Below are 15,218 nucleotides of genomic sequence, written 5' to 3' on the forward strand. Positions count from 1 at the left end.
GCCACCCAGGCTGGGCGGCGCCTAGGCGAGCTTTGGAAAGCAATGCCCGTAGTCCTCGCAGCCGGGGCAACCGGGCGCGGGGCCGGGTGTCAGCCCCAGCGAAAGCGCACGTTGTTGAGCCAGAAATTTCTTCCATCGCAGGTTCGCGATATTGCGTTCGACCAGTGTCGGGAAGTAGCGCGTCAGCATCCACGTGACCTCGTCGCGGCCGCGCAGGCCGAGGTCGCGCCACAGGTGATCCGGGCGCAAACAGGCACGTGCGATGATCGTCGCGAGGCAATCGGCATCCGCCGGGTCGACTGAAGCGTTTGCGTGCGCAAGCAGCACCGTGTGAAGCGTGCGGACGAAGTCGATCTGATCGATTGCGTGGACTGGGAGCGGCAGCGCCGGGGCCGATGCGCGCGTGAAGTGTCTTGCCAGCAGCGCGCGCCATGCCGGCTGCGGCAGGCCGAGCAGTGCGAGTTCGTTGCGCGCGTCACGCGCGGCGATCAGTCTGGCGAAGAGTTGCGTGTCGGGCGACGCCGTGCCGGCGGCGAGTGAAAGCCAGGCGGCCGTGCGTGCGGCGACGTGTGCGTCGAGCGAATCGGGAGCGGCAACATCAGCAAGCGGATTGTCAGACATGGCATCGACACGCGGAGGAAGAGCGAACCACGGTACGCCTGCGGCGCTCCAACCACCGGCAACTATCGGTCACCACCGGTCACCATCGCCCAGACCACCTGAGCCACGATCTAAGTCATTACCTAAACCGAAGCCCTCAAAACCTGCGCCTCGATCCGCGCCAGCCTTTTGACATGCCGCGGCGCCGGCAAAATATCCGCGCCCGAAAACAGAATCGGCGCACCCTCTTCCGCGTCCAGCGCGCGGCCGCCGCATTCATAGGCCACCAGCACGGTCTCATCGATCGGCGTGTTGAACAACTCGTGCCAGGAAAACGTCACGACATAACCATCCTGCCCGACCGCGACGAACACCGTGCGCTTGAACTCGCCCGGCACCGCATCCGGCAACCCGGCCTCGGTGATCAGCGTCGTCAGACGTACACCTCGATACGGCTCGACGCTGCGAATGAAGCGGTTCGTCGTATAGCAGCGCAGATCGAACGGCGTGGCCAGCACGCTGTCGTAGCGACGCAATTGCTCGATACTGAGCCGCAACGGACGCTGAAACCGTCCGTCGAGAACAAGCGCGCCGTCCACGGCCGGCGCGGCAATCACTTTCACACTATCCATTCGCGCTTATCTCCAGCATCGGCAGCCTGGCGGCTTGTTCATTCGTTATGTCCGTGTGTATATTACGCGGCGACGATGGCTTGCGCATAAAACCGCGTCGAAACTTCGTCCATACGCACTATATCGCCGGGCATATCAGCCGACCGGCGGCAGCACCCTGACGCAAAACAACCAACAACAATGAACGGCGCAGCGTCTTGCGCGTGGCCCATGGCCAACGCCCACGCTCGCCAACCCAGGAGATCTCATGCGCCTCGCTTCCACCCTGCACCGCAGTACCCGTCTCGCGCTCGTCACTGTCGGCCTGATCGCCGCGCTGGCCGGTTGCGGCGGCGACAACGTCACCGCCTCGCCGCAACGCTTCGCCGTGAGCGCCGCACCGAACGGCATCGCCGTGCGCGCCGCCGACGGCACGGTCTTTATCACCGACGACCAGACCAGCAGCGTGCTCTCCTCGCCCGACGCCCACGCGTTCGCGCACTACGCCAACGTGCCGACCGTCGCCGGCCAGTCGAACAGCCTGAGCCAACTGAGCTTCGCCGACGCGGGCGCGCTGACGATCGAACGCTTCGGCTTCGGCACGGCAAGCGCGGTGTTCAGCATCACGGGCACCGATACGATCGCGGCGCTGACCGGTCCCGATCCGACGCGCCGCCGCCTCGGCCTGATCTCGATCGGCTCGAACCGTCTGCTGTCCACGTGGTTCGTCAAGAGCGGCAGCAATCCGCCGCAAGGCGCGCTGAGCCTGATCACGTACGATCCGAACGCCCATACGGCGGTAGAACGCGATCTGCTGACAGGGCTCGGCAAGCCGGTCGGTATCGCGGTGTCGGGCGACAACGTGTACGTCTCGGACCAGGCGAATAACGACATCGTCAAAGCCAGCCTCAGCGCGTTGCTCGCCAGCTCGCAAGCGGTGGCGGCCAGCGGCGCGTTCGTGCAGATCGACAGCCCCGACCTGATGAGCGTCGACGCACACGGCACCCTGTACACCAAGTGCAACGCCACGGGCCTGTGCCGGATCGCGCCGGACGGCACGATCGGCGTGCTTGCAAACGACTTTCAGGACGCCCGCGGCGTCGCCGTCGACGCGCCGCGCGGTCTGCTGTACGCGATCGACCGCGCGACCGCCAGCGGCGGCACCAGCTACGTGCGCACATTTCCGCTGAATTGACGCCGCGCCGATGGACGCCATCCGTGCAACACGACCCGATGGCGTCGTAATATAGCGCTCTTAATAACGTATCGGGGTTACCGCATGATTCGCAAGCTGCTCGCATCTCTCGTCGCGTCATTGGTCGTGGTCACCGGCATCGTGACGGCCGCGCCCGCCTTCGCCGACGACAGCAACACCGTCAACGTGCTGTACGCCGGTTCGCTCGTCAATCTGATGGAGCGCAGCGTCGGCCCCGCGTTCGAGAAAGCCACCGGTCAGCAGTTCCGTGGCTATGCGGCGGGCTCGAACAAGATCGCCAACGAAATCAAGGGCAAGCTGCGTCGCGGCGACGTGTTTATCAGCGCGAGCCCGAAGGTGAACGCGAGCCTGATGGGCGAAGCGAATGGCGATCATGTCACTTGGTATGTGAATTTTGCCGAATCGCCGCTGATGATCGGCTACAACCCGCAGAGCAAGTTTGCCGCGCAGTTCAAGAGCAAGCGTTGGGACCAGGTGCTGCAGGAGCCGGGTATCCGGATCGGCCGGACCGATCCGAAGCTCGACCCGAAGGGCGCGTTCACCGTCGAGATGATGACGAAGGCCGCCGAGCTCTACCATCAGCCGGATCTGGTCGAGAAGACACTCGGCGCGGCGGAAAACCCCGCTCAGGTTTTGCCTGAGGAAACGCTGGTGGGCCGCCTGCAATCGGGCCAGCTCGACGCCGGCTTTTTCTATTCGACCGAAACGTCCGACCTGAAGATTCCGGCGATCCGGCCGGCGCCGGAATTGCAGGCCAAGGCCAGCTACACGCTGACCATTCTGACCGACGCGCCGAACCGTAACGGCGCGAGCAGCTTCGTCGACTTCCTGCTGAGCGAGAAAGGCCGTGCGCTGCTCAAGCAACACGGCGTGGACGTCGTCAAACCGACCGTGAGCGGCAACGTGCAAGCCATGCCGCCTTCGGTGCAAGCGGTGATCGACGCCAACGCGCCGTAACGCGGTGAGCCGTTCGAGCGCGCGGCCGCTGCTGTGGCTGGCGGCGCTGCTGGCCGTCTATCTGTGCGCGCCGTTTGTCGCCAGCGTGCCGCAGCTTGGCGCGGCCGATTGGGCCAACGTCGACTGGACAGCCACGTGGTCGGCGGTCGGCGTGTCGGCGGCGAGCGCCAGCGTGGCCTCGCTTGCGATTCTGCTGGGCGGCGTGCCGCTCGGCTATTTTCTGGCACGTTCCACCTCGCGCAAGGTGGCGCTGCTCGGCTTCGTCGTGCAATTGCCGCTGGCCTTGCCGCCGCTCACCAGCGGCGTGCTGCTGCTGTTTCTGCTGGGGCCGTATAGCATCGTCGGCCGCTTCACGGGCGGCATGCTGACGGACTCGTTCACCGGCATCGTGCTGGCGGAAACCTTCGTCGCGGCGCCCTTCCTGATCATCGCGGCCAAATCCGCGTTCGCCGCCGTGGACCCCGTCCTCGACGACGTGGCCGCGACGCTCGGTCATCGCGCGGGCAGCCGTTTCCTGCGTGTCATGTTGCCGGTTGCGTGGCCGGCTATTCGCGCCGGGCTCGCGCTGGCCTGGCTGCGCGCGTTCGGCGAATTCGGCGCGACCGTGATGGTCGCTTATCACCCGTATTCGTTGCCGGTCTACACGTATGTGGTGTTCGGCGGCCAGGGGCTACCCGCGATGATGCCGCTGCTGCTGCCCACGCTGGCCATCGCGATTCTGTGCGCGGCGCTATCGATCTACAGCCTTCGGCAAAAAGCGGCGCTGGAACAAACCGAAAACGGCGACGACGCGCTGGAACCTATCGCGGAACCGTCGGCGGCGAGTCGCGGGGAGGCCGAAGACCGGCGCCTCGCATTCCATCTGCGGCGCCAGCTCGGCGCGTTCGATCTCGACCTTGCGTGGACACCCGCCACGCGCCGCCTCGCCATCATCGGGCCGTCGGGCTCGGGCAAATCGCTCGCGCTGCGGCTGATCGCAGGCCTCGACACCAACGCAACGAGCACCGTGCAACTCGGCGAAAAGCAGTTGCATACGCTGCCGCCCGAGCATCGTCAGATCGGCTACATGCCGCAAGACTACGGCCTGTTTCCGCACCTGAGCGTCGCGCGGCAACTGAGCTTTCCCGTCGATGCCGACGCCGCGAGCGCACGTTACTGGCTGGAGCATCTGGGTCTCGCGCAACTGGTGGCGCGCCTGCCGCATCAACTATCGTTCGGCCAGCGCCAACGGGTGGCACTGGCGCGAGCGCTGACACGGCACAGTGAACTGCTGCTGTTCGACGAACCGTTCGCCGCACTGGACACGCCACGGCGGCGCCGTCTGCAGCAATCGCTGCGCGCGTTGCAGCGCGAGATCGCCGCGGTGACGATCATCGTTACGCATGACCCGGATGAAGCCGCGTTGCTGGCCGACGAAATACTCGTGGTCGAACAGGGACGCGTGCTGCAAGCCGGCTTTATCGATGCGGTGTTCGAACAGCCGGCCTCGATGCGGGTAGCCGGCCTGCTCGGTTTGCATAACGTCGGCGAAGGCGTGATGGCGGGTCCGGCGCAGGTCGACATCGCGCCGGGCTTCACGATGACGATCGGCACTGGCGCACGCGGACACGATCTGCACACAGGACAACGCGTGATGTGGCGTGTCTCCTCCCACGCGCTGACGATTTCACCGGACGGCGCGCATGGCGGCGTGGTCGAATCGGTCGAGTTGCGACGCGGCGAGCGCTATCTGCGCGTGAATCTCGGCGGCGTTCATGTCGACCTGGCCAGCGAAGATGCGCGCCTGCGCGAGGGCGCTCCCTGCCGGATCGACGTGCGAGCGGCCGGCGTAACGGTCTGGTTAGCGCGCTCCGCCGATTAGCCTTCGTGCGCGTGCGCGCGCTTGCGAATGTCGGTGAGCGAGACGTCGATCAGCAGTTTGCCGGAGTCGAACACCGTCTCCAGCGCGTCGTCCCAGTCGCTTTCAGCGGTTCGCTCATCCCACACGACCGGCAGCGTCGTCGTTCGATACTCGCCGGTGTGGCGATTGCGCAGCAACGTGAGGCGTCCTTTCATCGAGCGCTTGCCGGCATCCGTGACCGGGTCCTTGAGCACGTCGTGCCATTGGTCGCCGAGACGGATCGCCGAGCACTTCATCGCGAAGCGCTGCGTGTCGCGATTGATCTGTTGCAACAGCGCGCCGCCCATGCCGAACACGATGTTGTCCGCCGCGAACCCGGCTTCGTCCATCGCCGCAAGAATGGCCGCGATCGATTCCGGATTCACGCCGTCGCCCTGAATCACGCGCACGTTGTCGAGCACGCGTCGGCTCTTGCCGTTCAGTGTCGAACCGAACGACGCTTCGAGCGCGCGCAAGGTCTGCAGCACGATAGTCTGCGGATCGCCGGAGTCCGGCCGGATCACCAGCATGCCGCCGGAATCGAGCACGTCCTGCTTCAACTCCGTGCCCCACACGTCGAGCGCGGCGAACAGATCGTAGGAATCGGACACCACGGAAACGATCGCGCCCGGCTTGCCGAACTGCGCGAGCATGTTGCGGAACGCGTCGGTTTCGCGCTCGCGACCCCATGACGTGATCGTGCTGTGCTCCGCCGCCGGCACCGACAACGCCGCCATGGTTTCGTTGTAGTAGTGGTTCGCCGCGACCACGCCGAGCACCGTATCCGAGCCCATGAAACTGACCAGATGCGCGGCGCCGCCAATCGCCGCCGACTCCGCGCTCGACACGCCGCGCGCGCCGAAATCGTGCAGCTTGAACGGCAATTGCGTGAGATCGTCGCTGCTCTGTTCGAGTGCGGCGCGGATCGTTTGGCGCAGATGCCAGCTTTGCGTCGCCACCGTGACCGGATACCAGACGCGCAACAGCATGGTCTCCAGGTACGAGGCCAGCCAGAACACCTGCGGATCGTCGCATTCGACCGTAACCAGTACGTTGTGAGTCGGCACGACCGAGCCTTCCGGCACCGCGCGAATCCGCACCGGCAGATAGCCGCCGAATTGCTCGACGATATAGCGCCAGCCGGCTTCGTTGAACGGCTCGCCATGCGCGGTGAAGAAGGCCTTGGCCTGCTCGATCATCGCCGGGGTGATGGGCCGGCACAGATACTCCTTGATCAGCATCTGCAAGCCGAAGAACAGCGTGCGGTCATAGCGTCCGCCGCGCGACTCGATGTACGAGAACATCGCCGACGCTTCGGGCGGATATTGCAGGTAATGCGAGGCCTTGTACGAATCCGTGTTGAGGATCGGATTCGACAGGATCGACGCGATGTCGTTGAGACCGTGGCTGACGTTGTGCATGGACAATGCGGCGCCCGAAGGCGCTCTCGAGAGTGATCGGGCGGGTGGTGGTCTTTTTACCATACACCGCCGCGACACCTCGTACGGAATCGTTGGGCGTCGTCGCGGCGAGCGCCCGGCTCAATGCCCCGGCTTCAACTGCGGCGGAATGCTCGGCCGGCTCGAAAACAACCGCCCAAGCACGCCCTTGCGACGCTCGACAAACGGCGGCCACAGCATGTCGGCCAGCAACCGGATGCCCTGCGCCAGCGCACTGTCGCGCGCTGATGTCACGACCGGCACGCCGCGCCTGAGTGCTTCATTGGTCAACGGTTCGTCGCGCGGAAGCTGATGCACGACCTTCGCGCCGAGCGTTTTTTCGAGGGTCTGCAGATTGATCTGCGCGTTCTTGTCGTACTGGTTCACGACCACTCGCACCTTGCTCGCCGGATAGCCCAGCTCGCGAAAAATATCGAGCATGCGGCGTCCGCCGTGCAGGTATAGCGGATTTTGCCGCACCACCATGCAGATCGAGTCGCTGCGATTGAGCGCATGGATCGTCAGCGGATTGAGGCTGTGGCCGACGTCGATCAGCACCGCGTCGTAACGCTCGCGCACCAGCAGCAGAATCCGCTCCAGTTGCGAGGGCAACAATTCGGCGGCCTTCAACGGATCGCCGGCGCCCGCCAGCACGTCGAGATTCGCATGCACGTGCATCAGGCAGGATTCGAGCAAGGCCGCGTCGAGCCGGCCGATCTGCGAACAGAGATCGGCGAGCGTGGTAGGCGGCGGTTTATCGGCGAGCAGCAGGCTCGCGTCGGCGAATTGCTGGCTCAGGTCGATCAGCAGCACGCGCCGGTTGCGCGCGGCGGCCAGCGAGTAGGCGAGATTCACGGCAATCAGCGTCGTGCCGCTGCCGCCCTTGGACGATGCAAGCGAAACGACCCGTCCGGTGCGGCGGCTGCGCGCGGTCTTGCGGGCATGAATCTGCGCGAGCGCGCCGGTGATCTCGCCGGTTTCGAGCGGCCATGCGAACACGTGCCGCACGCCCACGCGCATCGCCGCGCCGAGCAGCGCGGTCGACGGCTCCGGCGTCACCAGCATGCAATGCAGCGCCGGCGTGCAGGCCAGCGCTTCTTCCACGCCGTCCAGTTCGCGCGCATTCAGATCGACGTCGTCGACGATCAGCAGATCCGCGCTCCGGAAGGCACGGACGTGCGTCAGCAATTGCCGCGCGGTGCCGTAGACGATCCGCAGCCGGTGCGGCACATTGCTTTCTTCAAGGCGCGCGGCAATCTGCGACGCGCGTTGCGCACTGGACGAAATCAGCAAAATGTCGATCATGTCGAGTCTCCGCCGTTCTTGGGCCGGTCGGCCGGCGAGGCCGTGTCGATCACGATCGACGTTCGGTTCGGGTTTATTCTTCGTCGGCGTCGGCGGGATAGGCGTCCGTGCCGCGTTCTTCATGCCGCTCAGGCTGCACCGGCATGTCGTAGAGCGCTTCGCGCTGAATTTCCGCCTGCGCGCGGCGCTTGATCTGATCCGCGATCACGAGCGTCAACAGGTCGGGCGGCGGCGCGGCGAACAGCGCACGCGGCGCGCTCTGGGATGTGCTCTGCAGCCGACGCCATGACAAGGCGTCGGCCCGCACGGTGACGCCACCTTCCAGCCGCGCTGCGGCGACTGGCTTGCTCGTCTGTGTTTTCATGACAACCCCCGAGTGATGATCCGCTGCACGATGCTGCTGCGCGACGGCCTGTTGATCTTCACCGAGAGCCGTGTCCGCCACCACGCGAACACGGCGCCCAGCTCACCTCGTACTGATGGTCTCTCTATGGAGACTCGGGCCATGGCTCCCCGCTTCGTCGCGCCGGCTGGTCCTGACCGTGCGCTGCTTTCCCCGTCGCTACTTCTTTGCGTCGCTGGTTCGCCGACTGCGCGAACTCGGTACGTGTCATCGTTGCCTGCGCTTCGACTCCGTCATCTCGGACGGAAAACGTGGCGAGGTCAACGCGTCACCTTGTCCGGTCAGCGAATGACCCATACCCCGTACCGATCATTCGCGCCGTTTTCTGACATCCGCTTCTTTTGGCCCCGCCGTACCCTCGTAAGTCACATTTGCTGCTACTGCCGTGCTTACGAAGTCTGTGTTTGCCGCTGGTCCCTGGTGGACTCTGCTTCCCGTTGCGGACCGGGCGGCAACGCATTCTTTCCGCTTGAGCCATCTATTGCAACGGCTGTGCCATGTGCCGCGAAACCCTGCTGGCACCGTGATTTTTGCTGCGTTGCACCGTATTTCCCTTGCGTGGCCGCGCCTGTTGTTTCGAATTCGACACGCGCTCAGACCAGCCGCCAGCACACTCAGGAAAGAAATACCGGCGGCCAGTTTTACCGGTCGTTCACGGTGACGCCTTTGCAGCCAAGGGATTGCGTCGCGCGCGGGGGGACGGCGCGGCGCTCCAGGGGGCGAAGCGGCGCTCGTCGCCGCTTGCCCAAGTTGTCGCAAGCTTGAGACGGAACGCACCGTCGAGGTCGCGGGTGTTTCAGGACGACGAAATGGCGGAATACACCGGTACGTGGGATGCCCCGCATTACCGGCATTGACCGATGATTTTTGAACGGCCAGCGCGGCGCGCGCCGTGTGGGATTCGGCGCTAAATCCAGATTTGTTTGTATGGCGCTCCCAGGCGGTTTCGCTTATGGTTAAGCCATGCGCCACCTAGAGCGCTTGTATCAGGCCAACGAGGTAACCAACGGCTGTCGTTCGGGGATGAAAAAGTCCGGCGGGTTTCAGCAGCGAAAACTGCGGGTCCACCATCTGTCCGATATGTAGCACCTCGCGGCTCGCGCCGCCTGTTCATGCCCCCGCCGTTGCCGCCATCGTGAATCCGTCGTCGCCCGGTTACTCGGTCAGAGAAACCGCAAGCGGCGGCGAAGCGCAGGCCGGGTCCGCGCCAACGGACCGGCTGGCTCAGTTGGCCGAAGACCGGTGCGCGTTGCCGGTCTATCCAGTACGCGTTGAACTGCAGTCCTGAGAGCAGCATCGAACCGGGGGAAACATGACTACCAATTGCACGCCTGTCGACACTGAACGCACCGTTCTGTACGTGTCCAACACGCCGGATCACAAGCTCGCGGATTTCCTCGCGGCTTCCGGCTGGCAAGCTGTGCATGCTAAAAGCACGGCGATCGCCGAACGGATGATCGAGCGCGGCAACATCAAGGTCGGCCTCGTCGAACTGCCGGGCGACTGCACGTCGCAGCATCTATCCGCGCTGGCCTCGTGCATGCGGCGCGTCGAAACCAACTGGGTCGCCCAGATCGCGCCGGGGCAGGCGGAAAACGAACTGGTCAGCCGCTTCATCCTCGACTATTGCTTCGATTTCGTCACCCGGCCATGGCTGAACGACCGGCTCGTGTTTGCGCTCGGCCACGCGCACGGCCTCTCCAGTCTGCGCCAGTCGCCGGTCGCCCCCGAACCGTCGCTCGGCCGGCACGGCATGGTCGGACAGTGCGAAGCCATGCAGCAGTTATACCGGCGCATCGACAAATGCGGGGTGACCGACGCGCCGGTCTTCGTGGCAGGCGAATCGGGCACCGGCAAGGAACTCACCGCACGGGCCATTCATGAGCGCTCGCCGCGCGCGGGCCGCGCGTTCGTCGCGATCAATTGCGCGGCGATTCCGCCGAGCCTGCTGCAAGCAGAACTGTTCGGCCACGAGCGCGGCGCGTTCACCGGCGCATTGCAGCGCAAGATCGGCCGCATCGAAGGCGCGCACGAAGGCACCCTGTTTCTCGACGAAATCGGCGACATGCCGCATGAATGCCAGGCAGTGCTGTTGCGCTTCCTGCAGGAAGGCACGATTGAACGGCTGGGCGGCACCGGCCCGATTCATGTCGACGTGCGGGTCATTTCGGCGACCCACGTGGATCTCGACAAAGCGGTCGAAGACGGCCGCTTCCGCTCCGACCTGTATCACCGCCTATGCGTGCTGCGTCTGATCGAACCGCCGTTGCGCGAGCGTGGCGGCGACATCAAGCTGCTCGCGAATTACGCGCTCAGCATGTACAAGCAGGACGGTGCGCGCAAACTGCGCGGGCTCTCCAGCGACGCGATCGTCGCGATGTCGAACTATCCGTGGCCGGGCAACGTGCGCGAGCTGATCAATTGCGTGCGCCGCGCGGTCGTAATGAGTGAAGGCCGCTTCATCACGGCCGGCGATCTCGGCTTGCCGGAAGCGGACAACGGCCCGGCGGTGACGCTCGCCGAAATCCGCAGCAAGGCCGAGAAAGACGCGATCGAACATGCGCTGCAGCGGCATGGCTACAAGCTGTCCGAAGCGGCGGCCGAACTCGGCATTTCGCGGGCCACGCTGTATCGGCTGATGCATGCGAACCGGCTGCATCAGGAACCAGCGGCCGGACGCGCGTCGGGTGCGGGCGGCGCGGATGCCGACGACGAGGCGGAGCGGCAGGCGAGTTCGATGGTTTGAATGCGGGCGGGCCGTGAAGGGCCCGCTTTTTTTGGTCGACGGGGGCGGTTGGTTTGTGTGTTTTGGTGTTTTGGTGTTTTGGTGTTTTGGTGTTTTGGTGTCTTGGTGTCTTGGTCTTTTGTTTTGCTCGTCTGTTTTGCTGGTCTGCCGATCTCATCGGCCTGCTGCTGCCCCGCCGGTCTCGTCGGCTCGTGATTCGCGCCTTTCGGATGACCGCCGGCGTTGCTATGCTGAAAGCCGTTCTTCCACCCCGGAGCGGACTTGGCCGATCAGCAGATTCCGGCGCTCGAGCGCCGTCCCTCCTCCACGCTTCCCGCTCAAGCCAGTCCGTGCGACGCGCTGACCATCCGCGCGCAATCGCTCAGCGCCGGCTCTCCCTGCCGGCGTAAGAAACTCGCGCTGGCCGCGACTATCCTCGGCTCCAGCATGGCGTTCATCGATGGGTCCGTGGTCAACGTCGCGTTGCCGTCGATCCAGACCGAACTGGGCGCGAGCGTGGCGGCGATTCAGTGGGTCGTCGATGCGTATCTGCTGTTTCTCGGCGCGCTGGTGCTGGTGGGCGGCTCGATCGGCGACAAGCTCGGCCGGCGCACCGTGTTTATCGCCGGGATCGTGCTGTTCACGCTGGCATCGATCGGTTGCGGCCTTGCGCCCGACGCCGCCGCGCTGATCGCGGCGCGCGCCGTGCAAGGCGTGGGCGCGGCGCTGCTGGTGCCGAGCAGTCTGGCGATCATCGGCGCGGTGTTCGACGACCGCGAACGCGGTCAGGCGATCGGCACCTGGGCCGGCGTCGGCGCGATCACGTCGGCGCTCGGCCCGGTCTCGGGCGGCTGGCTGGTGGACACGTTTTCGTGGCGGGCGATCTTTTTCCTCAACGTGCCGATTGCCTGCGCGACGGTCGCGCTGGCGGTGATCGCCGTGCCGGGTAGCCGGCAGGACGATGATGCGGTGGTGGAATCGGTCGGCGGCGCGGCGCGGGGCGAGCCTTCAGCACAGGTCGATGCGGACGCGGAGGTCGATGCGCCCGCACGGGTTGATGCGAATGGGGAGGTCGATGCGGATGCCCAGGTTCATACGTCTGCCCAGGTTCATTTGGCCACGCGGGCTCAACCGTCCACACCCGCAAAACTCGACTGGCTGGGCGCAACCACCGCGACCGTCGGGCTTGCCGCGCTGACCTATGGCCTGACGCTCGCGTCGGCGCACGGTTTCGGCGACCGCTGGGTGTTGGCGGCGATCGTCGGCGGTTTGCTGGTGATGGGCGCATTCATCGCGCTCGAAGCCAGAACGCCGAATCCGATGATGCCGCTCGACGTGTTCCGCTCCCGCGATTTCGTCGGCGCCAATCTCGTCACGCTGCTGGTCTACTTCGGGCTGGGCGGCGCGCTGTTCTTCCTGCCGTTCACGCTGATCCGCGCTTATGCCTACAGCGCGACCCAGGCCGGCGCGGCCTTGTTACCGGTGCCGGTGACGATCGGTCTGTTGTCGCGCTTTACCGGCGGACTGACGAGCCGTTATGGCGCGCGGGCCTTGCTGACGGCCGGCCCGGTGATCGCCGCGGCCGGTTTCGCGATGATCGCGTTGCCGTGGGTGCGCGGCGAGTACTGGCGCGGGTTTTTCCCGGCGCTGACCGTGCTTGGACTGGGCATGACGATCACCGTCGCGCCGTTGACGACGACCGTGATGACGTCGGTCCCGGCGGCACGCACGGGCGTCGCGTCGGGGATCAATAACGCGGTGGCACGGGTGGCGAGCTTGCTGGCGATCGCGGTGCTGGGGATCGTGTTCGTGTGGTCGCACGACGCCGCGCTCGATGCGCGGCTCGACGCGCTGCATGTAACGCGAGCGGCGCGCGAGGCGGCGAGTCTTGCGCACAGTGGCGGGAATGCGAGCGATGGCGGCGATGTGTCGTCCGGGTCGGTGCCTGCGGTGGGCAAGACTTCTTCGGACTCAGGGCTGCAAGCGTCCGCGCCGGGGGCACCTACGCAAGCGGCAGTTGCTGCGGCGCAAGCCACCTCGCTAGGCGCCGCGTTAAGAGCCGTCGCGCTGATGTCCGCATTGTGCGCACTGATCGGCGCGGCATTGGCGGCGGCGACCATCCAGCGCACGCGGCGCAAGCCGTAACGCGTCCGTGGCGCTGATCTCGCGTGAACCGACAATGGAGTCCGACGCAAAACAATAGACTTTGACAGGAGACAATAGAGATTGACACACCAGCGCAGGCGGTTCGTGCCCCTCGGTCGCCACCAGCGCGAGGGTCGCGTCGCAGCCATTTTGAGCCATCCAATACACCCCGAAGAATCGGCGACAATCTCGACGAGCCAAGCCTATTCCGCGCGACCATGTCCAATGACCAACGAAACGTTTGCGAGCGATTCGGTGCAGAATATGCGCCGCCCGAGGCCAGCCAGAAGGTAGGAATTTCGCTTGCATCCCTTGAAAATGTGCCGCTTCACGCGGTTCGGCTATCCCCGGAAAACGGTACGTGCGGTTGGTATATTTATGGTGGCGAGTACTCAACGGACGCCGACTTTTATCAGGCGCTTCATGTCGGCCACCTGGTCGAGCGTTGTCCGAACATTCTCCCTTACCTGGCACTGCCGCCGGGATGGCGCGTATTGCTTGCGCCGGACTATGAGGATGTCTGGTTCGATGGTGAACTGCTGAAGTGCGTCGCTGATAGGCTGTAACGGCCAGGAAGAGCCGTTGCCGAACGCAGGGAAGGTGACGTTTAAATGGCCGCGGCTCTCTCATAACCGACATGTATTTGCCAGCGATGCTTAGCCGCAGCGATTGCTCCTCACTTCCTGTGGCGATACTGCGATCCCCTTGAGCGCTCTTTAGAACCCGCAAGGATTTGCTCGGAATCGCTGCAACGAGACCCTAGGCGGAACCTGGCCCGAACGTGGTTCCTTGAGGTACATCGCATTGATTGTCGGGCAATGCGCATCCACGTACGCCGAGATGCCTTCCAAATCTGCCGGGCTGATTGAGGGGCCACCATGTGCAACGCAGTAGTCATGCTGTTCTTCGGCAACGCATAGCTCATGATCATAAAGCGCCCGCTGAAATCGAAATCCATCTTTTTGCGATTGTTGAAGCTCTGCCTGTACGGCGCACGGCGAATTTGAATAAAACGTGAATGTGAGCCTAGTACCAATGTCATCGTTGGTTCGGCCCGAATAGCCGACGAGTGACGTCATCACGGGAATGCCTATGCCGCCTCCCGTAGGATGTGCAGCGGGCAACGCGTGATAGACGTCCGATTCAGTGATGCACGCGTAAGCCGGCAATGAAGTGAGTTGCAGACGGGCTTCCGTACCGTCTTGTATCAAGTACTGATCTGTGCATCGAATCGTGTGGTCAACGGTATATCGGATCGACGGTGGACTAACTGCGAGTGCCTGTGCGGTGGTCCACTTCCCGTCGCCGAAAGTGGTGTTCCTGTACCAGCCTCGCTCATCCGCAGTAACCGTCGTTCTTGTTTCCTGTTTCGGATCCGAATATGTACGGCACTCCCCCGGTAAGGGCACCGTATCGGATGTCTTCGCACGATAACCGATGCCGAGCACGTGCATTGTGGCACTGACGTCGAACAGTGCACCCGCATCCGCGACAGCGGCCAGTCGCTGCACGAAGCGGTCAATCATCAATGTTCGATTGCCGCCAGCGGCCTCCTGATAAGGCATCGCCCGATCAGGGCTGCTCGCCGAGTCAGGCGTCTGCGGGGCAATTTCTGCTCTGGAATGGGAGTCATGCGTCATGCCAGAGCATGCCGAAAGTAGTATTACTGCTGTGATTATCAATACGGAAAATCGCATAGACATGGACCACGCAAATTATGTCGGGCGATCATATCAGCATGGCAGGTTCTTCAAGCTTTCGTGCTTGGTGGATTGTCAGATTCGAGTGGCGGCTAATTTCACCAAAACAGACAGCAATGCCGATGTGGTCGGATGACCGGAACGGGTCGAGCTTGTGTGAAAACGCGCTGATCGCCTAAACTGGATTAACTCATTCAGCATGGGTGACCGGATGAAGCGATTCATAGAAGGTGAAGAT

Annotated in this window: 12 protein-coding genes; 6 read left to right on the forward strand and 6 right to left on the reverse strand. The window is 64.1% G+C overall.

Going from position 1 to position 15,218, the window contains the following annotated elements; genetic code table 11:
- Positions 1-21: 21 nt before the first annotated feature.
- Positions 22-621 (reverse strand): nitrogen fixation protein NifQ, encoded by a 600-nt coding sequence (locus tag BX591_RS29400; RefSeq protein WP_111934825.1) that lies wholly within the window; start codon positions 619-621, stop codon positions 22-24.
- A 122-nt stretch (positions 622-743) separates the two neighbouring features.
- Positions 744-1,232, reverse strand: coding sequence for a molybdopterin-dependent oxidoreductase (locus tag BX591_RS29405; protein ID WP_111934826.1), 489 nt, complete (start codon positions 1,230-1,232; stop codon positions 744-746).
- Positions 1,233-1,479: 247 nt separating this feature from the next.
- Here BX591_RS29405 and BX591_RS29410 point away from each other — a divergent pair, with 247 nt between their 5' ends.
- From BX591_RS29410 to BX591_RS29420, 3 genes are all read left to right on the forward strand, one after another.
- Complete coding sequence (locus BX591_RS29410; protein ID WP_111934827.1) at positions 1,480-2,406, forward strand: NHL repeat-containing protein; 927 nt, start codon at positions 1,480-1,482, stop codon at positions 2,404-2,406.
- An 84-nt stretch (positions 2,407-2,490) separates the two neighbouring features.
- Positions 2,491-3,384: an extracellular solute-binding protein gene (locus tag BX591_RS29415; protein ID WP_111934828.1), complete on the forward strand. Its 894-nt coding sequence runs from the start codon at positions 2,491-2,493 to the stop codon at positions 3,382-3,384.
- 4 nt (positions 3,385-3,388) lie between these two features.
- Positions 3,389-5,245, forward strand: coding sequence for an ABC transporter ATP-binding protein/permease (locus BX591_RS29420; protein WP_111934829.1), 1,857 nt, complete (start codon positions 3,389-3,391; stop codon positions 5,243-5,245).
- Here the strand turns inward: BX591_RS29420 and BX591_RS29425 are convergent.
- The 3 genes from BX591_RS29425 to BX591_RS29435 all read right to left on the reverse strand — a co-directional run bounded on the left by BX591_RS29425 (position 5,242) and on the right by BX591_RS29435 (position 8,371).
- Complete coding sequence (locus tag BX591_RS29425) at positions 5,242-6,684, reverse strand: nicotinate phosphoribosyltransferase (RefSeq protein ID WP_111934830.1); 1,443 nt, start codon at positions 6,682-6,684, stop codon at positions 5,242-5,244. The two genes, BX591_RS29420 and BX591_RS29425, sit on opposite strands and share 4 nt — an antisense overlap.
- Before the next feature lie 120 nt (positions 6,685-6,804).
- The gene (locus BX591_RS29430; protein ID WP_111934831.1) at positions 6,805-8,007 is read right to left on the reverse strand and encodes a CpaE/TadZ family protein; all 1,203 of its coding nucleotides are present in this window, start codon (positions 8,005-8,007) and stop codon (positions 6,805-6,807) included.
- A 73-nt stretch (positions 8,008-8,080) separates the two neighbouring features.
- Entirely contained in the window at positions 8,081-8,371 is a 291-nt protein-coding gene (locus BX591_RS29435; protein WP_111934843.1) for a hypothetical protein, read from the reverse strand.
- Between the two features lie 1,351 nt (positions 8,372-9,722).
- Between BX591_RS29435 and BX591_RS29440 the strand changes: the two genes are divergently transcribed.
- The 3 genes from BX591_RS29440 (at position 9,723) to BX591_RS29450 (ending at position 13,846) form a co-directional block, all read left to right on the forward strand.
- Positions 9,723-11,156, forward strand: a complete 1,434-nt coding sequence (locus BX591_RS29440; RefSeq protein ID WP_111934832.1) for a sigma-54-dependent transcriptional regulator — start codon at positions 9,723-9,725, stop codon at positions 11,154-11,156.
- A gap of 261 nt (positions 11,157-11,417) precedes the next feature.
- On the forward strand, positions 11,418-13,280 hold the full coding sequence (locus tag BX591_RS29445) for an MFS transporter (protein ID WP_111934833.1): 1,863 nt from the start codon (positions 11,418-11,420) through the stop codon (positions 13,278-13,280).
- A 218-nt stretch (positions 13,281-13,498) separates the two neighbouring features.
- The gene (locus BX591_RS29450; protein ID WP_111934834.1) at positions 13,499-13,846 is read left to right on the forward strand and encodes an immunity protein Imm33 domain-containing protein; all 348 of its coding nucleotides are present in this window, start codon (positions 13,499-13,501) and stop codon (positions 13,844-13,846) included.
- 150 nt (positions 13,847-13,996) lie between these two features.
- On the opposite strand, the gene BX591_RS36260 is transcribed toward BX591_RS29450, so the two are convergent.
- Complete coding sequence (locus BX591_RS36260; RefSeq protein WP_146749826.1) at positions 13,997-14,920, reverse strand: hypothetical protein; 924 nt, start codon at positions 14,918-14,920, stop codon at positions 13,997-13,999.
- Positions 14,921-15,218: the final 298 nt, after the last annotated feature.

This window comes from Paraburkholderia bryophila (genome assembly GCF_003269035.1).
Taxonomy (GTDB): domain Bacteria; phylum Pseudomonadota; class Gammaproteobacteria; order Burkholderiales; family Burkholderiaceae; genus Paraburkholderia; species Paraburkholderia bryophila.